Source organism: Pseudomonas ceruminis (assembly GCF_021602025.1).
GTDB lineage: Bacteria > Pseudomonadota > Gammaproteobacteria > Pseudomonadales > Pseudomonadaceae > Aquipseudomonas > Aquipseudomonas ceruminis.
In genome coordinates, this window is sequence record NZ_BQHW01000025.1 from 60,859 (window position 1) to 82,615 (window position 21,757).

Genomic DNA, 21,757 nt, shown 5'->3' on the forward strand with positions numbered 1-21,757 from the left:
TCTGATTGGTCTGCCGGGGGCTGATGGCCCACTCAAGCGGCGTCGGCTTTGACCCGCAGCCGGGCGTAGGCCGTCTGTTCCTCGGCATCCAGGGCGATCAGGTAGGGTTCGACGGCTTTCTTGAAGCTGGTCATCTCGCCGTTCTCGCCTTTTTTCAGGTGGCAATGGCAGAACCAGTCGCCATCGTTGCGTTCGGGGAAGTCGACCCGATGGTGGTACAGGCCCCAGCGGCTTTCCTCTCGGAACAGCGATGCGCGGGCGGCCATTTCGGCGCAGTCACGGATGACCGTCACCTCCATCGCGCGCATCAGCTCGTGGGGGTTGCTGGCCTTCATCTGTTCAAGATCACGTTCGATTTCGGCGAAACGCGTCAGGCCAATTTCCATCTTGCGGGTCACCTTGGGCGGCTGCAGGTAGTCGTTGACCATGCGCCGCAACTTGTACTCCACCTGTGCCGGCGGCAGGCCATGCTCACGCTGCAGCGGGGCGAACACGCGCGCGCGCTCGCGCTCGACCTGGGCACTATCGACCTCGGCCAGCTCACGCCCAGCCACGTACTGCGCCGCGTTCACACCGGCGAACCAGCCATAGGTGAAGGCACCAAGCATGTAGTTGTGCGGCACTGCCGCCATGTCGCCGGCGGCGTACAGGCCCTGGACACTGGTCTGAGCCTTCTCGTCGACCCACACCCCAGAGGCCGAATGCCCGGAGCAAAAGCCGATCTCGGAGATGTGCATCTCAACCATGTGCTGGCGGTAGTCGGTGCCGCGCCCAGCATGGAACTGGCCGCGGCTGGGGCGCTCGTTGCTGTGCAGGATCTCTTCGATGTTCTGGATGGTTTCTTCGGCGAGGTGGTCGAGCTTGAGAAACACCGGGCCATTGCCGCCTTCGAGCTCCTGGTGGAACTCCCACATCATCTGCCCGCTCCAGTAGTCGCACTCGATGAAGCGCTCGCCTTTGCTGTTGGCGGTGTAGCCGCCCAGCGGACCGGTCACGTAGGCGCAGGCGGGGCCGTTGTAGTCCTTGATCAATGGGTTGATCTGGAAGCACTCGAGGTTGGCCAGCTCGGCACCGGCGTGATAGGCCATGGCATAGCCGTCGCCGGCGTTGGTGGGGTTCTCGTAGGTGCCCATCAAGTAGCCAGAGGACGGCAGGCCCAGGCGCCCGGCGGCGCCACAGGCCAGGATCACTGCCTTGGCGCGTATCACGCGGAACTCGCCGCTGCGGCAGTCGAAACCCAGCACACCGGCAGCGGCGCCCTCAGCGTCGAGCAGCACCCGGGTGCAGACCATGCGGTTGCTGATCTCGACACGGGCGCGCTTGAGCTGGCGATAGAGCACCTTCTTGATGTCATGGCCCTCAGGCATGGGCAACACGTAGGCACCCATGTGGTGGACCTTCTTCACCGCGTAGTCGCCGGTCTCGTCCTTCTCGAACTTCACCCCCCAGCGGTCGAGCTGTTCCAGGGTCTCGAAGCTGTGGGTGGCATAGGCATGCACAGCGGCCTGGTTGACGATACCGTCGTTGGCCACGGTGATTTCCTTGGTGTACTGCTCGGGCGTGGCATGGCCTGGGATGATCGCGTTGTTCAGCCCGTCCATGCCCATGCTGATGGCGCCACTGCGCTTGACGTTGGCCTTGTCCAGCAGCAGCACACGCAGGTTCCTGTCCTGTTCCTTGGCCTTGATTGCTGCCATCGGGCCGGCAGTGCCACCACCGATGACGATGATGTCGTAGTCCTGGGTCTGGATGCTCATGCCTTGCCCCCCTTCTGGCGGTCGATGCGCAGGCGGTACTGGAAGGCATCGCCGCGGTAATAGAGGTGTTCGAAGTCCAGTGGCGTGCCATCGGCGGCGTGGGTGAGGCGCTCGATGCGCATGATCGGCGAGCCCTCTTCCACCTCCAATGCCTGGGTCAGGTCGCTGTCGGCCAGCACGGCATCGATGGCCAGGTCGGCGTGGCCGAGCGCGATGCCGCAGTCGTTTTCCAGCAGCAGGAAGATGTCGCGGGTCACCAGGTCGGCTTTTTCGAGCTTTTCGCCCACGGCCTTGGGTAGCCAGGTCAATTCCAGCGAGACCGGCTCGCGATTGATCAGGCGCACCCGGCGGATCTCGGTGACCAGGCTGCCCTCCGCCACCTGCAGACGCGTGCGCTGGCCGGCACATGGCGGAAGCTGCGCAGGCGGTTGAGCACTTCGTAACCCATCTGTGTCATCGACTCGCCCAACCCCTGCAGGGTGCTCACGTTCTGGAATGCCTTGGGCTTGGAGACAAACGTGCCTTTGCCGTGAATCTTGAAGATCAGCCCCTCTTTCTGCAGGTCGCCCAGCGCCTGGCGCACGGTGATGCGGCTGACGTCGAAAGCCTTGCCCAGTTCGCTTTCCGAAGGCATACGGCTATGCGGCGCATAGGTGCCATCGAGGATGCGCTCGCGCAGCAATTCCTTGAGCTGGGTGTAGAGCGGTACGGGGGACAGTGGGAGCAGTTCGGCCATGGGTCTCTTCGCTGACAGGTGACTTGTTATAACAAGTTGTGACCAGATAGTAGCGAGCATAAGAATTGGCTGGGAAATACTGTTATTGCATATGGATAGAAAGTTTTTCTGAGCACAGGGTTGAACGCTGCGCTGTCCTGCGCAAGCGAGCCTGCCCGCGCAGAGGACCACACAGGTCCCGGAGGAAAAACAGCCATAGATCAAGGCGATGGACGCCACCGAATCAGATGGGTATCATGCGTGCGCGTTGCACTCGTAGCTCAGCTGGATAGAGTACTGCCCTCCGAAGGCAATACTCGTCGAGTTGAGAAGGGTGTCAGCTAATGGTCAAATAGACTGCCGCAACACATACGCACCAGTAGCTCAGCTGGATAGAGTACCGCCCTCCGAAGGCGGGGGTCGTGGGTTCGAATCCCGCCTGGTGCGCCATATCTGATTGATTTATCAGGAATTCTATAAGAGTCGATAAATCAACCTGCTCTCATCCTAGTTGCGCTTTGAATTCAAACAGCCCTGCTTGAAGCGAAAAATGAGCACTGCCTGAACAGCTCGATTTAGGTTGATTTTCCGGCTGTGCCAATTCTGTGCCTAAACCGTGCCTCCAAGTCTGGCCCGCCCGTTCGGCGCATCAGAATTTTGAGTACTAGTCATAAGCTGGAGTCTAGGCTGCAACTCGTTACTGAGCTGAGAGCAACCACTTATTGCATGGCTACATTCGCTCGACTGGTAGAAGGCGAGTTGCCTTGTTCGCTGCTCCAGCAGCTCTGAGAGAAGTACGATAGCAAACGACCGACGTTCATATATGGCCAGGCAAGCCACCTCAAATGATACGGCCGCAGCCGGATCGAACCAAGCCTGTTTTGATAGGCAAGCTTTCGGCTCTGCTTTAGTGTCCACACCGTCCCGTGGAAAATTGAGCCTACATAAAATGTCATTCCTGCGAAACGCATCTAAAGCATGCATGCGTGTGGTGTTTCGCTTACTGGTCGATAGGTCGCTGCAGCCCAGGCCTACGAAAGGAAACCTGCACATTCTTATCCCTCGCTGGGATGCCAAGCTGGGCGACTCTATCGTTTCATCCTTCTTCTTTCGAGAGGCTCGCAAACTCAATGCCCGCGTGACCGTTCTGACGGTCGTAGAGCTTGCCCAGATGCACGCGCTGGACTTTGGTGTGGATCAGGTCGTGATCACGAACGCCAACCCCGGATTACTCGAACTTCGTCGCCTGGCGCAGCAGATTGGAAAGGTCGATGTCGTGGTGCATCTTGTAGGGAGAATCCAGCCTGCGGAGATCCTGTTTCTGCGATTGCTGCGCCCGGCCCGCGTGTACTCTCTCGATGACCGTTTACGCTGCGTCAATCGCAAGTTCGGTGAAACAACTGCCGGTCTCGACATGGCCGAGCGCTACCGACGCGTGCTTTTGGACTTGGGTGCATGCATGGTCGATAGGAAGTACATCATTCCCCTTCCTGACACGATGCCGAACGCCACCTCCGCCCCGAGAATCCTATTCAACCCCTACGCCAGCCGCCCAGATAAAAGCTTGGCCTTCGACCGATCCGTGAGTTTACTACACGCCGTCGCCGACGCTTATCCAGCCTGGTCTGTCGGCATCCTATGCAGCCCCGCGACCCGAGAGGATGCGCTGTGTATGGAAGTCGCGGCGGCTAGACGAAACGTGCGCGTCGTCCATGGGCTGGCATCCCCCAAGGATGCCGCCGGGTACATCCGCTGCGCACAGGTCGTGGTCAGTGTCGACACGGCAATCGTTCACTTGGCGGTCGGCCTAGAAACCAAGCTGGTGGCAATCTACCCAGCCATGGCTGAACAAGCCAACCCGTGGCTGCCCCCACCTTCTCCTTTGACTCGGGTCGTCTATAGCCAGCAACACACTGGTCAGATTCGGCGCACCGGCAAGAAGGACATGAATGCGTTCTCAATAGAGACTCTGTTGTACAACCTTCACGAGTTGTTGGCCACTACACCCGAAACTGAGCAACTCCATTCGCTCAGAGCGCGGATAGTGCCCGGTCTGGGCGTCGCGCAGGGAACCCTCGCTCGCCAGTTGCCACTGATCAGCAAGGACTTCCCCGAAGTCGCAGACTGTCACCCAGGGACCATAAACTTGGAGCTTGAATGTCCTCTCGAAGTGACGCAGCCCGACCATCGCACTGCTCCGCTCGCCTGGACTCCTAGCGGACGGACGACAGAAGTATTCGACCTGGTACGCATTGAGCTCGAGTTCGGTCCATTACCAACGCGCGTGCCCGCATGGTTGTACGTTGCCCACGCCTCCCCTCACCGCGGCACACCGACTGTTCATGAGGTGATAGCCCAGCAGTTAAACCTGAGCGAGGTCCGTGAATGTCAGATTCATCTGCGCGCAAGCGCTGTAACGCTGACACTCCCAGATCAACTAACGGCACCCATCAGCCGCTCGCTCTCTCCTAGCCAATAGCCACGATCAGCCTCTATGTGCAGGAACAATTTGGCCAGCAAGGTACCGCCAGAGAGAAACTCTTCAACAGACTCCATACGCTTGGCCGTGCGCCGAAAATAGGTGTTGTAGAGCTTGAGCATGGCTGCATCTCTCACAAGAAAATTTACAACGCTGACATCCCGGCGACGCATCACCTCACAGCTTGCGAAGTTGTACCGTGGATGATAGCCGGGGTCGACGACATCTCCGGCAATAGGCACCAACTCGTCAGCAAATTGCGCCACGATGTCCTTGATACGCCCAGGATTACCCCACTCATGGGCACCTCCTTCCAGTCCAGTAGCCAATGCGCGGGCAAGCAGGGGGTTTCCCGGTTGGGACGCGAAAATACATTCACTATGCCAATGCAGCTTATGACTGAGGCCTGCCGGAAACAGCGAGTTGGTTGGGTCGCGCAAGAACAGTGTGTCCGCATCCACCCACGCGCCTCCATATCGATGGACGAAGGCCATGCGGATGAAGTCGCTCTTGGCAACTATGGCCTCGACCCCCTCCGCCAGAGTAAATGGCAACGGTTCAAAGGCCCATGGCTTAGCAAGGATTCGAGGGTCGATCAAGTCCGGGACTGTCCGTGGTGTAAGCAATTGAAAGCGCTCACCCAGGGCTCTACGCATCGAGACCAATGCCAGCGCGACATAGGCTGGCATGACCTGCCCAGGGGCATTTTCCCAATAGCTCACATATCGAACGGGACCATGAAGGCAGCTGTTCACGGATGAGTCGCCCTGCCATTGGTACTTAACAACCCGGCATTTGTCAGGTACTCCCTCAGCAACACCAAGGAAGGAGCACATTGCGGCTGACCTAGAAACTCGTTACCCAAGGCAGACTTGTAGAGGCGCAGCCAGGTCAGCGCAGGCACCTTCGGCAGGAAGGTGGCGAGCGACTCTCGGTTTCCCTCCCCGAACAACAAGCGCAGGGTGCGCAGGATTGGTTGGTAGTCGCGCGCAGACAACAGCTCCGCAACGGTATCGTCCAGCCGTTGCTCGATCACCACACTATTCAGCCGATCCTCAACCGAGGCGTCGCCCAGCGCCACCCGAGGGTCGATCGCCACGGGATAGATTGCGCGGAACGACTTTGCACCGTTACGCATGGATTCATATAGCAGTTTGTCGGCAGTAGATCCGGTAACCAACACATCGTCGCCGAAGATCACATGCACACCGCTCCAACGATAGAAATTTTCAGCCGGAATGACATGGTCCTGGACCAGATTGACGCGCTCCCGCTCCTCGGTGCTGAGGCTGGCGTAGTCCTCGCAGGGCGGCGCAATCCTGGGCAGCTTGACGTTGATGATGGTCGGCAACGCCATATGCGCCAATTTGACGTTGACCTCCTCTACCACGATCTCATAGAGCACGTTCGCCGTGGACGGCACGTTGCGCCAACCAGTGGTCATCATCACCACGTTGTCACCACAGACCTTGGCGTTCTGGAACAGGTATGACCATTGCGAGTCTGGCCTATCCAGCTCGCCACTGAGGTAGTCGATCAGTTGTCTTGCGAGATACCGGATGTCATGCACACCGCCGTATTTTGCACGGCTGTAGATCCCAGCCAGCGCTGTGGCATCGCTGCCCGAGGCCATGTCGCGGAACAACCCCGACTCGGCAGGTGTAAGGCAGTGCAGGGCAGTACCGCCAAAAATCGAAACATACTCGGTCATGCTGATCAGGTCACGTGCAAACAGGTCGGCTGCGAAAGCGCGGAAACCAGTTTTCACATCATCAGCACAGGGCTGAGCGGAAGCCTGACGAAACATCGCCAACTGGACATCAGCCGGGCTATTAAGTACCTCGGACCATAGCGGAGAATTTCCGGAGGAAATCATGTTCAAGGCCCTTCAAGTCCTGCTGTCAAAGTTGCCAGTGTGCCCGGTAACGTCAGGCTGTCGAGAGCGACATCGATTCGACGGCGCTTCTCGTAGTAACTAATGCTCTTCAGCCCCATGGGCCTCAGGGTCTCAAGCAGTTCAGCAATGCCCGCACCAGCGTCACTCGGGTCATGGGCATCAGACCCAACCGTGAAGGGCACTTCGTGTGCGATGAGCTGCGCCACCAATTCCCGAGACGGATAAGACCAACGGCCCTGAACCTCCCTCCCCGTTGCCGGGTCCAGGCTCGACTTTCGAAGACCTGAGGCATTGAGCTCGAATGCAATACCGCTTCGGGCGAGCGGCTCCAGCAAAGGTTCGAAACGGCGCAGGAAGATGTCTTCCGGCACACCGCGCAGCAAGGTGTCGGCGTGCCCTACGGCATCGAACAGTCCACTGTCTAGCAGACCTTCGAGATTGGCGAAGTAGCGATCTAGGAACACCTGCTCGGCAAGGCGTGGCAGCTCCCAGACCTTCACCATCGTTTCATCTGGAACCTCCACGTAATGAATCGAGCCGATTACGAAGTCCATCGGGTACCGAGCAAGCAGCTCGCGATTGAAGGCGTCGGTGCCTGGCATGTAGTCGAGCTCCAGGCCACACAGGATGGTGATCTGCCCCTGAAAAATCTCCCGCGCCCGCTCGATGTCAGCGAAATAGCGATCAAGTTCGGACGCGAGCAGACGATTGCCCATATCCACGGGGAACGGCGCGTGGTCGGTGATGGTTAGGACGGTCACGCCGGCGGCGATCGAGGCGCGAACTAACTCGTCGACAGTGCCGATCGCATGCTTTGAATAAAAGGTGTGGCTGTGTGAGTCGATCATGCAGCGCCCCACTGTTCAAGCAACCCGGCATGACCTGCCAGCTCCTTCACCAGCCAGTAGGGGTTGTTCGCCTTGGCGATGATCGAACGAAGCAGCTCGGTGTTATCAAGGCGCGTCAGCAACTCGGTCAAGGGTTGCGTATAAAGTGCTCGGGTTAAGGGTGTTTCCCGCACGTGGTCGACCAGCCGTTGCCAGTCGACACGGTCAAAGTGAATGTTGCCTAGGCACTGATTCTCGATGCCATAAAGGTATATGTCACCACTAGGCTTCACCGTGACATCCAAGCCGTTGGCCTGCGGCGGTTTGTTCAGGCTGCCGAAGGTGAAGGGCTTGTTGACCTTGGACTCGATCGCCTCGATGTAGCCCAACATATCCAGATAGCCGGGGGCGGTTCCCGGAGCAGGGTGTACGAGGTTCTTGTAGTCGATGCCGAAGCACTCGCCGCCTGCGACCAGTACGTCTTCCAGCACACTGCGTGGCTCAATGGTTGCTTCAATGCCCCAGTGGAGCAGTTCGGACCTTAAGTACGCGCGAGTGAAGTCGCGATCGGTGTCGATCGAGCGGAACGAGAAACTGAGCCCGGGCGGTCGCCGACGCCGCAAATAGTCCAGACTAAAACCATGAGCCCGCCATTTGAGCTTCTCGATATGATGACTGTCGGCACTGAGGCGGATGTTGCAGGTGTCACCATTGCCCATGACAATTTGGTTCGTCGTATCGTAGAAATCCGCCATCTTGTCATGTGGATAGAACCCGCTGGTGATGAATTCGAAGCACTTGCCGCCTTCGGATAACCCGAGAATCTCATGGAACACTTTGGCGTTGTTGAGTGGCTCGCCTTCACCACTGATGGAGATGCGCTTGACCTCCGAAGCATTGATCAGCCTGGCAAGGTTCTCCCGAGCCAGCGTTGATAGCTCCATGCTGATACCCACCTTGTGCTTGTCGGCATACATACAGAAGGCACAGCCGATTCCGCATATCTGGGTGATGTCGATGTAAAGAAGATGACCTTCGAGATCCATGTCTGATGACTCTGTAAGCCCAGCGCCAGCAGCGCGAGGAGCTGTCCTAAAGGAAGCGTAACGCTGGCCACGTAAGGCCGCGCTCCGTATGCAAAAAGGGGATTCAGGCCAACCCCAGGACGGGACATTGACCTCCAATTACTGGATCTGCACCCAGTGCGGACGAACGAGGCGGTTCAGTATCCGGTGCTCTTACCACAGACTACTCCGAGTATTCCGTAAATTGCGCCGTATCTATCGCGAGCCAATTAGCCCACTCGGCAGAACGCCAATCCTTGATACCCGGCCGGACTATTCAGAATTGGCAGATCCAATTGTTCATCGCGCATAAACTCCAGCTGCATAACGTTGCCGCGGATGATCTCGTGTGCACCGACGGCTTGCTCAGCGATGCTAAGCAAGCGAGCATGGTTCGTTTCGCCTTGCTGGCCCGCCATTAGCCGCAGCGCCGGATTTTTCAGGCTTTGCTGCAGCCGCTGACCGAACCTGGTATGACGTTCCTTGAACTCATTGGCGAGATGCACCGCCAGATCCATTTCCCCCAAGCGAGCCAGCACCTGCAACCGCCCCTGGGCAGACATCACCCAACCCCGGTAAGCGGCCGCGAACTCGCCGGGCTGCAGATACTCAAACGAACGCTCACTCACATGCTGCAATAGTCCACCAAAGTAACTTTGGCTCTCTGCGAGCTGGCTGTTAGCAATACCGAGCTGCTGCTGCTGCATCGCGGCATTACGATACAGTCCAGCCTCACTTACCTGCTGCAAGGAGGCATGTAAAGGAGCCAGCCGGCTGATCATCTGCCTGACATCTAGCCACTCGACACCCTGCCGAATATCGTCGAGCTTGCTATCCATGTGTCTCAGCTGGTTCTCGATACCCTGCAGTTTGTACAGCGTGAGCGCAAAGCCCGCGACACTGACCGCCAGGTTGGCCACCTGTAGCCCCATGATCATCTGCTGTTGCACACCGAGCATTTGCAGTTGCTCAGCCTGCTGACGCAGCAATTGGGTGTGCTCGGCTCCCTGTTTGAGCAACTGTTCGGCAGTATCGCGTTCCAGCAGCACACCTTCCTGCAGCCACATCACGATCTGTTTGTCACCCACTCTGCGGATAACGCCACCGATACGTTCATAAACACCGTTTCTCAGCCCCTCGGCAATCGCCTCCGGCACATCGAAGATTATATTTAGCTCAGCCATCGAAAGCTCCATTCATGAAATCAGTCGCTGCCTCGGCACGAGTCTTGAGACGCAGCATGGCGATTTGCAACACGCAAGGGATGGTGACCCTGCAAGCTGGGCCGGCAAGATCCATGGCGGTCCAAATACCGGCTATCACCCAGCCGACCGGCCCGGCTAGCGCGGCGACAGCCCGACCGCCAGCGAAGGTTCCCCCTGCAACCACCGCACTGCGCAGCCCGTGCCCAAGCAGCTGCTGAGCCATCGAGTTCACGATCACCGTCGAAGTGCGATAGAGGATAAGGCGCGCTACGGCCGGCACTACCAGCCCACTCAGTGCTGAACCATTCAGCAGAGCCGTCATCTTGGTCTTGTCTAGCCCCGCTTCGCGCAGAATCACTTCCAGCTCGCGCCGATCCTCGCCCGACGACTTCTCCAACGCCTGACGGAGGATCGACTGCACCATCGCCTCCTCCAGTTCAATGAGCTCCATCGAGCCAGCCCCCTTGACCTTGAGCTTGCTGGCAACATCCCGGACCACCTCTGTGTAGGAAGGCCCGCTCTTACGCCACAGGTTGACGAAGCTGTTCCCGCCGAACAGCCGCAGCTCATCAAGGATTGAACTGGCATAGCGGCGGTGTTCCGGGTGGTTACGCTTGAAGTCCACTTGCTTCGACAGCGACTCGGTATTGGCCTTGAGGATGTATTCCACCAAAGGCTCCAGATCATCATTGCTGGCACGCTCCAGAAGCTGGCGGGTATTGCTGATATCGATGACGGTCACTACAGAGACTCCCTTTTTCTACCGGTAGGCATCCTGACTAATCAGTCCTGCTCTATGGGTCAGCGCGGCCAGTCGGCTCGCATGCTCATTACCGTACATAGCTAATCCCTAATCGTTTACTCAACTCACCTGGAGCACATTCACGCATCAGTGTTTGAGCTGCTTTTCCCAGCGGAATAGGCCGCTTTACCTGCTAACTGCAATGCGACAACCACAACTGCACCCGCAGCGAAGCAGATGGCATTGGTGAGCAAGAACTCCAACGGGGAGATAGTAGGATTCATGAGAGACTCCTTCGGGCGTGGACACTAATCGTGAATGGAATGCGCTAGGCGATTCACCAGCCGTGCGCCACAAGTGCTACAAAATTTACTACCTGCAGGAATCGACGCGTGGCATTCAGGGCACCCGTCCTTAAGCAGCATTCTCTGGCGCATGTGGCCAATCTGGATGACGCATGGCACCGTCACACGGTAGGCCGGGCTGGCCAACTCGAAGGCCGTCCAGATGCCTGTAATTGCCCAGCCGACGGGCCCTGAGAGAACCGCCAACCCCCTGCCCATGGCCGCGCCCCCGGCAAATGCAACACCCCGGCCGACCAGGCTGCTCATCGTTGCGCTGGCAACTACTGCGGCAAGCCGGTAGGCAGTCGAGCTGGCACTCAGGCTGGTGATCAGCGCTGCCAGGGCAGCCGCACCCATTCCCGGACGGTAGCTGGTCCCCATCGACTCAAAGAAGGTTTCTTTGTCTTCCTCGCTCATGTGACCAAGCGACTGCTCGACCACCTTGGCGATGATGGCCATTTCCATCTGCGCGCAATCCCCCGGGCCGACCGTTGAGACACCCACGTGAGAGGCAACATCGCTCAGCAGTTCTACATAAGACACGCCGCTGCCGCCCCGGAACAGGTTCATCAACGAGTTTCCGCCAAACCGTGTGAGCTCTTCGGCGACCAATGCGCGCTCGTAGTCGCCGACTTCACCATCCTTCGCCCCGGTCAGTTGGCGGCAAATCGCTGAGGACAGCGAGATCCGCCCCTTACCGTTGTCAGTAATGACGTCGATCAGCAGCTTGATATCGTCTGAGCTTGCACTAAAGAGCACGTCTGCTAAGTCAGCGTCTTGAATGACCGACATACTCCAATTCCTCTTGAATGTTTGGATGGGCTAGTCGCTGATGCTAGGGTCATATGGCGTTCCTCGACTCACCAGCGCACCAGCGACGGAAGCCAATGCGACGCGAGGTAGGGCTGCACTGACGGTGCGGAGCATCAAAGCATTTAGCTTGAGACAGGCACGCCGCCGCCATTCATCTCTCGCAGCAACGCGCTTCACTTCTTGGGTCGACCCAACACCCATAGGCCTGGTATCGGGGTGCACCTTGCACTCGCGGAGTACCTTTTCCACAGGGCTTCCAAAGTCCAGCTGACCATCACGCTCTAGCTTCGCCGCCGCCTCCAAGTAGTCGCGAATGCTGCCTATGGCATGAGCCAGCTCAGCCCAATCCTGCGGCCGCATGAGTAGGAAGGCAGGGGGGACACCCAGGACATAAGCGATCCGCCCAAGAGTTTCGAGGTCTGGATTAGCTGCCGCCTCACCACACGGGGACTTCAACGCGCGGAGAGTGCTACGAGCGACACCTGTTTCACGTTGTATCTGGGTTGCGGTCATTGGCCCAGCAGTGCCGTTTTCACGCTGCTTGCCAGCAACAGCTAGGACAGCGCGAAGGTTGTCGCTGAAATGATGGCCCAACGCTTTGGGCGAGCCATCTGGCTGGTTTTTCTCCATAGAAATCTCCCGTGTAGCGATGACGGAAGACTAAATGCGGCAAAGAGCCATCACAACACATGAAGGAGCGCGCACGCTCCAGTTGCAGAAAAAATGAAGTGACAGCGCTCCGAAAATATTGCTTCAACTCCATCCATGACTGGTTCAATTCCCGCACCGTGAGTTCAATCAGCCTTTAATCGGCAACGCCCAGCCTCTACGACCCTGCGTCCGGAAATCGTACTTTCCTCCCAAAAGCTGCTCATATTGGCGCCGCCCCTTGGGGCCACGCAGGTAGCGAACCGTCCCACACGAGTCACATTCTGCCCTGAATCCAGCCGGACTCTGGAAAATCAAACGCCCCTGTTTTTTGCATACGGGGCAGCACTGCAAATAAGCAAGTTCCTGGTTGCGCTCGAGCAACTCAGAACCAAGCCGAACTGCATTGGCGGACTTCAATGCCGCATGAAGATCCGAAAGGAGGCCATCCCCTAGCATGTCTCGAACTTGCATCGTTTTGGTTTGTAGGTCGACTTGCAATGCCGACGCACCCTTGGTCAGGCTGATTGCTACTGTCGGAATTTTCTCTAGCAGCCGACCATAGCTCTCCAGCAAAATGCGTTGCAGAGTTTGGTCTACTAACAAGCCAAATCGTTCTTCGCAGTACATATCTGAAGGTGAAAGTGGCACCCACTGCCCCAGAAAGGCATCTCCCTGAAGATCGTGACCTATAGCAGGCCAGGCGATATACCGATTGGAAGGTACCTCCACCTCTGGTTCGTGATCAGTTGTCAGCCAGGGTACAACCGTCAGCAGTACTTCTTCGCCAGAAGCGCGTGGAATTAGTAACTCCCATTCCAATCTCTTCTGACGGAGCTGCAGAGTTTTACCGGCCCAAATACCTTGATCCCTGCCACCAAGGTAGGGATGCAGTGCTCTGCGCAGGACAAGCCCTGCGTAACGTGAGTAAGCTTGAGCAAGATTTTGGTTCCGCTTAAAGCGCTCCTCTGCGTCTACAGTAGCACCGGCGTGGGTCTTGCCAAGGAGCTCCCATAGAGTGGCCACATGCCTGTAATGTGGGTCGTGGCTGAGGATGTTGGTACGGTGTAACGCACTCGCAACCCGAGCATTGCGATCAACGAGTGTGTAGAGGCCGCTTTGCCGCAACCCACAAATGGTTTTATGCAGAATTTCTAGTTTGTGTAGGTTTTCATTTAATACCTTGAAAGCCTTCCCTGTAGAACTCTGGTCAAAGGTCATACCCCAGATATCGCACACAGCACGGGCAAGCCGGTGATCAATATCTGCTGACTTGTAAAACTCCATCGCTTGCTCAAGCGTCGCCTTCAAACTGCCAAGTGTTGAAAGGCGGGCCCGCACATACCTATCTGCTTCGTCGAGTAGCCTTGCATAGAGACGGTTTTCGTAAATACCGTAATCATCCTTACTGAATCGAGCCATCACCTTTCGTGGGATAACACCACTCAGCGTCTGTCGCTGCCAGCACTCCGAATGGGACGCAAGATGGACCAGCGCTCCTCTGGACAACCTACGTGCACGAGCAATATCGGTGACCTCATCCTCATAGTGCATGTCCAGCCGCGGGCGTTGAGAAATTCGATGAAGATGGCCTTCACGTAGTACCTCCAGCAGCCTCTCCTCAAACGGTTGGAGATGCCCTTGATCATCGACAATCGCAGCCGGCATAAGCGGGGATATCAATGCGCCAGCCTGCTGGAGATCGGCATCTATGGTGGCTATGGCTTTGAACAGAAGGTCGTTGCTCGCAGCATCGACTTGGTTGGGCAGGATGAACGAGCGAACCTGATCATTGAGCTGGCAGCGCTGTCCGTCATCGCCCACCAAAATGCCCGAGAAATTGGGCGTATGACCATTCAGGGTCAACCCGGTGGTATCTGCCCAATACCGACCAGGTACCACCTTTTCCGGAAGCTCACTCAGCTCCTGACCTGTCAGCCTGTCCAGCCACATCAGCTAACGCCTTCCAGTCGACGAATGTCATTTTCTAGCAGTTCAACACAGCTTTGCGGTACACCTTCAAGACCTGCTTCATCCCAGAAAGTAAGCAGCCCTTCCTGGAGGTTTTTTAGTGCATCAAGGCTCACGTCGTATCGGCCGGTAACCTTACCCTTACGCATCACACGCGTGGACAATAGGTGATCAAGAGCTTCTGCCTCAGATCCTCCCGCAGCTTTAATCACAGGAATAAAGCGCATCGCTTGCTTCTCGAAACGATTACCCCAACCTAAGCCAAAATCCTTTTCCAATCGCGTGGTCAGGCCGTCATTACTGAGCCACCCCAACAACTCAGCGACTTCCTGCCGATGTTTATTGCATGCCTCGTCGAAGGCTTTGTTCAGAGAGGCATACGAGAAACTTGCGGGGTCGTATTGTTTGATACTGAAGCGGTGGTCCTGCTTCGGCAGGGTCATCACATGCGCGCGGTCATAGGTTTTATCAGCCAACTCATTGGTTGTTTCGTCATGGTTGGCGGTACCGATAAACCAGACGTTGCTAGGCACAAGAATCTTGCGCCCATCACGCAGCATGACAGGCGCATTGGGCATGGCCGTCTCTGCAAGGCTGATCAGACGCTCATCCCGATTGTTTTTCTCAAGAGCCGAGAGAAACTCTGCAAAGTACTGCTCGGGGCGAGAAAGGTTCATCTCGTCGAGAAGAATCACATTACAGGTATCTCTCCAGCGCGGTGTTTGCGCCTTATAAAGGGCTTGCAGACAATCCTTCTCGTAGAAACGTCGCTCAAAGGCGTTGTAGTGGCCGAGCAAATCATCCCGATCACGCCAGCCCGCCTGGACGGCAATATCGGTACAGAAGCCACCCATGGCCTTGGCAAAAGCCTTCGCCAGACTGGTCTTACCCGTACCACTGATGCCCTGGAAGACATGCAGCTGACTCATAGCCAATCCGCCTAGCAGCAGGCGAATATCTTCAAGGGGATAAAACAGCTCAACCTGCTCTTCCGCCGTAGCAATACGATGCTGGAGCTCTTCAGCAAACTGTTTGAGTCCAGGCACGGACTCGTGCTCCATGCTTGCTCGATATTCCTTTCCAGAATCCATCAGCGACATGGCTGGGAAAGGCGTCTGAGTCTTCTGGGCACTGGTTAACTGCTCTATGCGGCTTTCCAGATCATCAATGTGCACAGTCAGCGTGTTTTTATGCTGCTCAAGCACACGCTTTTCCCGAGCCACAGCCTCAAGCTCAGTTGAAGCAACACGCTTGCTACTCAACTCGCGCCGCGACTCATCCAACTCGGGTCTTATCACAGCAAGATCACGCTCGAGATCCGCCTTGCTGCTGCGCAGATAGTCGATTTCACGCTGAAGCTCGGAAGTATCCGACTGCTCCAAACTGCGTTTCAGCATTGCGTTCTCACGCTTTAACTCATCGAGTTGTCCCAAGATATCCGCAGCGGATTGATCTCCGAGTGCCTGCGCCAGTTCCTGCAGGTCAGCGAGTTTCTCTTTGAGTTCATCGGCCTTATTCCAGGCCGACTCGCGCTGGCTTTCAAGTTTTGCTATTGCACGCTCGTGGCTTGCGCGCTCAGCTTCCATTTCAGCTGCAACACGTTGTTCAAGGTTGGCTTGCGTAGCTTTGATATCAGCCCACTCGCGATCCATACGACTGCGCGCACGATCAAGCTCCATCTTGCTCTGCTTGATTTCATGTTCACGATCATCGAGCTGCTTTATGCGCTCAGATTCTTCCTCGGAGCAGTTATATTTGATCTCTGCCAAGCGTCGGGCAGCTTGTGCCAGCTCGGCATCAAGCTTGCGCTTTTCATCCTGCAGCTCTCGTAGTGAGCTTTCTTGCTGCTTGATAAGTTGTTGTTGACGCTCCTCAAGCTGGCGCAAGGCCTGTTCATTCTGCTCGACAAAACCCGCCTGAGCGTTGGCTTCGCGCAGGTTAAGTGAGCGCTCTGCATCCAGCAGCTCTGATTTCTGACGCGCCAGTTGGGCCTGCTCGTCTTCAAAGGCAGCCTTTGCTTGATCAAAGGCTGCCTTTGCAGTCGCGAAAGCATCCTGTTGCTCTGCAAGTGCCTGCTCCCTTGAGCCAATACCGGCGACTAGGTTGTTGGCCTGATCCCAGCGCTCTGCATACTCCTCGTGTAAACGCTCCTTGAGCTTAACCAGCTCTTTGCAGAAATCGGCAAATCGCTCAATCCAGCGCGCTAGATCGGTGTCACCTTCGGCCTGAAACCTTTCAAGCACACTAAGTAACCAGTCCTGATCCACATGGATACTCATGCTCATATCAAACGACTGGTAAACCTTGGAGGCGCTCTCAAATGAAGCCTCCCAAGTATGAAGCTGCTTCTCCAGCGAAGGACGTGATACTGCAGCTGCTGCAGGCACTTGTTGAGGGCCAAATTTATTCGCGCTCTTCTTCCCCATTACATCCATTCCTTAAACTGTGCAGTAAAGCTCAGGGCGAACTGGATACTGTCCAGCGCCACACGTGTCGTGAGTTGAATTGGTTGTTTGCCTGTAAAGCTGCTTTGGGCATGGCTGCTCTGATTGCGCAGATCTGCCAGCTCCAACAGCTTCTTAAGCTGCAGCTCGTTTTGACCCATCACCTTGAGAGGATGGCGTGATTCATTGAGTGTTCCCATGACCGCAGCAAAAAGCAGTGCCTTTAGTGAGGAAACAGGTGTAGCGCAGGCGCGAATGACCTGATCAAGTTTTTGCCTAGCCAGTAGATTGATGACATCAGCTGTTAAGGCAGGCACCTGCAAAGCCTTGAGAAGGTTCTGATTGAGCTTAAAGTCGAGTCTTTGCTGCGTGGGCAATACACCCACATCCGCGGGGTAGGTGCGAATTAGCCACTGCATCAGCACCTCAAGCAGCTTCTGACTTTCTACTAGGGCCGCATCCAGTTCCTGGTGGCTGTTATCACCCTGCTGCAGCTTCTCCCGACGCACCAGCAATGCCGCCAGATGCCGTTTGATATCTGGCTGGCGCTCCACCCAGGGATATTCAATCAGCACCTGAAGCTCTGTCTGTTTGCGCAGCGCTTCAAGCCACTCATCAACAGGCTGGTTTTCTATTCGCGCAATACCGACCAGGCTCTCAAGATGAGCAAGCAAGCGATCATCCTGCTCAATCGCTTGAAGAAGTGATTCCTGCAACCACCACGCATTCTCCCGCAATCCAAAAGGGTCCTTGACAGCCCACAGACCCTGTCCATGCTCATCGGCGGTTACCCAAACCAGAACCCGAGCGGGCTGAGCAATGGCGTCCAGACGCTGAACACCTTGCAAACTAACGTGCTCAGGTAAACCCGTTGACTCTCCCAGTTGCCGTGACGCCGAGTAATCCTCACGGTAATCACGGTAGGCAAACATCAACGACTCATGATCAAGGCTTGGTAGCTTGGTATGTGCAGCGGCAATCTTGAAGGGCCGGATGGATTGACCTGTTTTCCTCTCGATCATGAACTCGGGGAACCGAGCCATTTGGTCCACAGGCTCCATTTGGCTCAGTTGCACAACAAGGCGAGGCCAAAATTTTCCGGTGAGCGCGTCCTGCAATAAATAGCCGGATTTCATATTGGTATCAGCGACATCCTGATCATCCAAGAGCCTTTCGCCATTGAGTGTCAGGGCATCTGCGTTATCAACCAGCCATCCATTACTGACACACTGAGCCTGTATCAACTTGATCAGATTCAGGTGAAGCCCAGTCAATTCAGCAAGATCCTCTGCACGTACAGTTTTGGCACGAACCAAACCAAGTACCGCTCGCTGCAGTAGGTTCAATTGTGGCCGTTTGGGGTCTGGATACAGAACACGGTGTACCAGTACCGGCCAAAGCAATGCCTTTCTCTTACCTCTGGGCTTAGCATCAAACTTTAGGTACAAGCCCGACTCAACGAATGCGGCCACGTTCACCTCCGCACATCTGATGGAAAGCAGCCAGCGCTGGTACAGCTTCAGTAGCCTCAGGTGCAGTGGCTAAAGCCGCATCACCGACGCAAATCAGCATTTGCCGCTGACGACTCATGGCTACGTTCATTCGGTTGGGTAAGCGTAAAAAACCAAACTGCCGATTTAGTTGCTTTTCACGCTCGGCATTATCGTCGGCGTTATGCAGAGGCTTTGCGGGGGTATAGGTACGAACGCAAGACAAGAGCACAACATCAAATTCTTTACCCTGGAAGGCGTCGACCGATCCGACCCGTAATCTTTCCTCCATACTTTCTGAGCCGTCCCCACGTACCTTTCTTGCCCACTTGAAATGCTCGTGCGGCTCGAAGGCCCCATTGCGGAACTCCATCAGAGGGGTATCGCCGATACGCTGCTCAGCGAGTTTTTCCATGATCAAGTCGCGCTGGGCTGCATAGAAGGTAATAACGCCGATCGAAAGACGGTCTCCCCCCGCTTTCAGAAGCCTGACCACCTCATCCGCGATGCGTTGCGCCTCAGCCTCTCTGACTCGGCTTGTACCACTGCGCTGATCTTTGCCTTGCGATGCAGGCACATCAATCCACTGGCAAATTCGGTCACGATAATCAGCGGCCAACGGACCAAGACCGGCGAGAAATGCTTCGGTAAATGCAAATTCATCGGCACGGCGAAGGGTGTGAATTTGGCCCAAGCCGACCGATTCATAAAACTGCTTGCTGACAAACTCACCGAGTAATGGATGCATACGAAACTGGGTATCCAGCATTACGACACGGCGAATGTTGTCTACCTTTTCCAAGTCTTGCAGCTTGACCCGCATGCGTTCGAAAAGACTGGAGCGAAAAGCCATCAACTGCAGTTCGGTGAGCAGATGTTCTTCTTGTAGCTGCCCTTCGATGTCTGGCTCAAGCATGTGCGGCAACTGCCGGTCATCCCCGACCAACACCACACGGCGTTTGGCCATGGACATGGGGATAAAGAGGTCTAGAGGGTTCGCTCGGGCCGCCTCATCGATCACTACAGTATCGAATTCGACACCAGGGCTATCCAGACCAGGGAGAGCCTTAAGGCTTGCCATCTGTTTGCCTGCTGCCTGCTGACAGGTAGCACCCACTACCATGGAATACTCATAAACAATTGCCTGCGCAGCCCTTCGGTCCATTTCTATGCTGTCAGCAAGTTGTTCCAGTACCCAAGCCACGCCCTGCTTTCGTTGGCGCAGCCTGTGCTCAACAAAACGATCAATTTCATCGAGTAAAGCAAGGGCCTCAGGGTCTGCCTGCTGCCTGAGTTGCGCCGGTCGGTAATCGGGCATGAACTGATCGAGCAGTGTGTCTTTCAAGGCCGCCAGGTCATGCAACAGCGCATCCGAGGGCTGCGAGCTGTCTGCCGCTTCTTGCAGCAACGCAAGGCAGTCGGTGCTCGCGTCAGCGATGTCGCGCTTCAACCAACTCAGCAAGTCCCAGGCACGATCAGGCCCGTCGTCGCTGAAAGAATTTCGTTCTACCCGCAATGCTCGGATTCGCCTCAAAGCGAAAAACTGTTGTCCATTCGTCTTGGCAACCGGGCTCTGTCTTTGCAAGTGCTCGATGTAGTCTTCAAGTCGGGTTTCAAGCTTTGGCGGCAGGATCAAACCGTTACCATCCAGCTCACGCAGCGCATTCAAAATACCGGTGAAGGTCTGCGCTTGATGGCTTGGCGAAATACCAGCCATTCTGGCCAGGGCTAATCGGGTCGACAGGTCCCGGATAAGTTGCAGTTCAGGATACTTGCTGTATTGCTCAGCGATCTTCTCCTGCAAATGAGTGCCTTGCCGATCCAGCCAGGGATCAATTACCGACACCTCATCTTGTGCTCCGCGCTTGCCGCCCACACGAGCACCCGGTAAGCCAAATACATCGCTACGATCCAGCGCGTTGTCTACTGCATCGTGCTGGAAACTGCTGATAAGAACCTGTGCAGCGATATTTCTATCCTGGGTTTCCTCCGCAAGGCGACGCTGAAGTGCGGCGATGACCTGCGTTTTCCCTGTTCCGGGCGGACCAATAATGATGGCGATATCAGGAGTATTGAGTGCTGCATCCAGCGCCAGCGCCTGCTTCTCAGTCGGCTTTCCGCCTTTGAAGGTTTCCAGCGCATAGGGCGTCAACCCATTCATTGTCCGACGCCTTGAAGCTGGCACAGTTACACCTTCCAGCAACCATTTTAGTTGTGGCAGGCGCTTGCCCGAATCAATCGACTGTTTGGCAGCAAGACGTCTTTTACCAACAGTACGGTGCCCAGCTAGTGACAGGTAGAGCCAGCCTTCCGGCTTTTTTGGACGGATTCCGGGCCTGGTTGAAGCCGGCTTGAAAACAATAGCGTCACGCTCAAAACGTATACTGCCTCGCGGAGTACTCTGATCGGCCTTCGCTTCTTCTGTAACAAGCTCCTCTGCCCAATCTGGAGGCTCCACACCGAGATCAACTTGTGTGTTTGATGGCAATTCAATTGAGCGCCAACGCTCACGAAACTCCCGATAGTCATCCAGCGATTTCGGGGTCAACCGCCATACATTCTCACGCCCTTCCTCAACGCCCTCCCATTGAACGAAGCGCAGTGCGCGCAAGGTCTCAGCAGTCTTTAATGCGCCCTGCCATTCTTTATCGTTGTAGAGATTCCACAACTCAAGATAACTGGCGCTGTCGCGCAGGGCAGCCTCCAGCAATGCTTGCTGGCTTGCACTTTGGAGAACTGCAGCAACGGACGCATCACGAAACTCAAACTGGCCGATCAGGAGCGAATAGGCGCCGTCACGACGCGAGTGACGTGCAATGCGTTTGATCAGAAGACCACGATCTTGCAGTTGCTCAATATCCGCACGCCAGCCCTTGCCCAGCAACTGGAAACCACCTTTTGAGGTGCTATTACTGAATCGAGCAACTGTAAGCCAGTCGCCTTCTTCAAGACCACGTACAAGGAACTGATCGGCTAACCAGCGGCAAGCCAGATCTATGTTCTTATCTGCGATTTCCTGCTTGCTGAAGAGGTCATCGGCAATCAGCTCATCGACCCCAATCTCAAGCTGCATGGCAGACACTTCAACCGGCGCACAGTACTGCAGCAAAAGCCTATTGCTGCCCTGCTTACTGGTCAGTAGCCAACGCACCTGATCTCGCAGAGCCAGCCGGCTAAAAAGATCCTGATCGGCGGAAGAGCAGCTTACCTTGACGCGTTCGTCGCCCTGCACTGCCAGCCATTCATCCTGATAAGCCTGGATGAAAATCGCCTGGCCGATTTGAAAGCGGTCAATGCGCTCATCCGTGGAAAGAATCAGCACATCCTCGGACAGCATGGGAAAGTCTTTAAGTTCCATATG

General features: G+C 56.1%; 14 protein-coding genes, 1 tRNA gene and 1 pseudogene. 2 read left to right on the forward strand and 14 right to left on the reverse strand.

The window, feature by feature from the left end; genetic code table 11:
• Positions 1–32: 32 nt before the first annotated feature.
• Both L6D80_RS23735 and L6D80_RS23740 read right to left on the reverse strand, forming a co-directional pair.
• Positions 33–1,757 (reverse strand): fumarate reductase/succinate dehydrogenase flavoprotein subunit, encoded by a 1,725-nt coding sequence (locus L6D80_RS23735; protein WP_054903167.1) that lies wholly within the window; start codon positions 1,755–1,757, stop codon positions 33–35.
• Positions 1,754–2,493 (reverse strand): annotated as a pseudogene (locus tag L6D80_RS23740) (GntR family transcriptional regulator). Before L6D80_RS23740 ends, L6D80_RS23735 begins: the two are co-directional and overlap by 4 nt.
• Positions 2,494–2,845: 352 nt before the next feature.
• Between L6D80_RS23740 and L6D80_RS23745 the strand changes: the two are divergent.
• Together L6D80_RS23745 and L6D80_RS23750 are read left to right on the forward strand one after the other, a co-directional pair.
• Positions 2,846–2,922, forward strand: a tRNA-Arg gene (locus L6D80_RS23745).
• Between the two features lie 499 nt (positions 2,923–3,421).
• Entirely contained in the window at positions 3,422–4,951 is a 1,530-nt protein-coding gene (locus L6D80_RS23750; protein WP_129483309.1) for a glycosyltransferase family 9 protein, read from the forward strand.
• On the opposite strand, the gene L6D80_RS23755 is transcribed toward L6D80_RS23750, so the two are convergent.
• The 12 genes from L6D80_RS23755 to L6D80_RS23810 all read right to left on the reverse strand — a co-directional run bounded on the left by L6D80_RS23755 (position 4,906) and on the right by L6D80_RS23810 (position 21,754).
• Positions 4,906–5,640 carry a glycosyltransferase gene (locus L6D80_RS23755; protein WP_052160121.1) on the reverse strand — a complete coding sequence of 245 codons (735 nt, stop codon included), beginning with the start codon at positions 5,638–5,640 and terminating at the stop codon, positions 4,906–4,908. The two genes, L6D80_RS23750 and L6D80_RS23755, sit on opposite strands and share 46 nt — an antisense overlap.
• Positions 5,641–5,702: 62 nt before the next feature.
• Complete coding sequence (locus L6D80_RS23760) at positions 5,703–6,827, reverse strand: hypothetical protein (RefSeq protein WP_129483323.1); 1,125 nt, start codon at positions 6,825–6,827, stop codon at positions 5,703–5,705.
• A 2-nt stretch (positions 6,828–6,829) separates the two neighbouring features.
• A complete protein-coding gene (locus L6D80_RS23765; protein WP_129483310.1) occupies positions 6,830–7,696 on the reverse strand; it encodes a histidinol-phosphatase in 867 nt (288 codons plus the stop codon).
• On the reverse strand, positions 7,693–8,721 hold the full coding sequence (locus tag L6D80_RS23770; protein WP_129483311.1) for a radical SAM family protein: 1,029 nt from the start codon (positions 8,719–8,721) through the stop codon (positions 7,693–7,695). The genes L6D80_RS23765 and L6D80_RS23770 overlap by 4 nt, the downstream gene beginning before the upstream one ends.
• Before the next feature lie 248 nt (positions 8,722–8,969).
• The gene (locus L6D80_RS23775; protein WP_176515577.1) at positions 8,970–9,923 is read right to left on the reverse strand and encodes a hypothetical protein; all 954 of its coding nucleotides are present in this window, start codon (positions 9,921–9,923) and stop codon (positions 8,970–8,972) included.
• Positions 9,916–10,686, reverse strand: a complete 771-nt coding sequence (locus L6D80_RS23780) for a ubiquinol-cytochrome C chaperone family protein (RefSeq protein ID WP_176515579.1) — start codon at positions 10,684–10,686, stop codon at positions 9,916–9,918. The genes L6D80_RS23775 and L6D80_RS23780 overlap by 8 nt, the downstream gene beginning before the upstream one ends.
• A gap of 140 nt (positions 10,687–10,826) precedes the next feature.
• A complete protein-coding gene (locus L6D80_RS23785; RefSeq protein ID WP_168355687.1) occupies positions 10,827–10,970 on the reverse strand; it encodes a hypothetical protein in 144 nt (47 codons plus the stop codon).
• Between the two features lie 24 nt (positions 10,971–10,994).
• Positions 10,995–11,822 (reverse strand): zinc-ribbon domain-containing protein, encoded by an 828-nt coding sequence (locus tag L6D80_RS23790; protein WP_129483312.1) that lies wholly within the window; start codon positions 11,820–11,822, stop codon positions 10,995–10,997.
• Positions 11,823–12,641: 819 nt separating this feature from the next.
• Entirely contained in the window at positions 12,642–14,444 is a 1,803-nt protein-coding gene (locus tag L6D80_RS23795; protein WP_129483314.1) for a hypothetical protein, read from the reverse strand.
• Positions 14,444–16,888 carry an AAA family ATPase gene (locus L6D80_RS23800; RefSeq protein ID WP_060852971.1) on the reverse strand — a complete coding sequence of 815 codons (2,445 nt, stop codon included), beginning with the start codon at positions 16,886–16,888 and terminating at the stop codon, positions 14,444–14,446. The genes L6D80_RS23795 and L6D80_RS23800 overlap by 1 nt, the downstream gene beginning before the upstream one ends.
• Complete coding sequence (locus L6D80_RS23805) at positions 16,888–18,378, reverse strand: hypothetical protein (RefSeq protein ID WP_031323415.1); 1,491 nt, start codon at positions 18,376–18,378, stop codon at positions 16,888–16,890. The genes L6D80_RS23800 and L6D80_RS23805 overlap by 1 nt, the downstream gene beginning before the upstream one ends.
• Complete coding sequence (locus L6D80_RS23810; RefSeq protein ID WP_176515580.1) at positions 18,362–21,754, reverse strand: DEAD/DEAH box helicase; 3,393 nt, start codon at positions 21,752–21,754, stop codon at positions 18,362–18,364. The genes L6D80_RS23805 and L6D80_RS23810 overlap by 17 nt, the downstream gene beginning before the upstream one ends.
• Positions 21,755–21,757 lie beyond the last annotated feature (3 nt).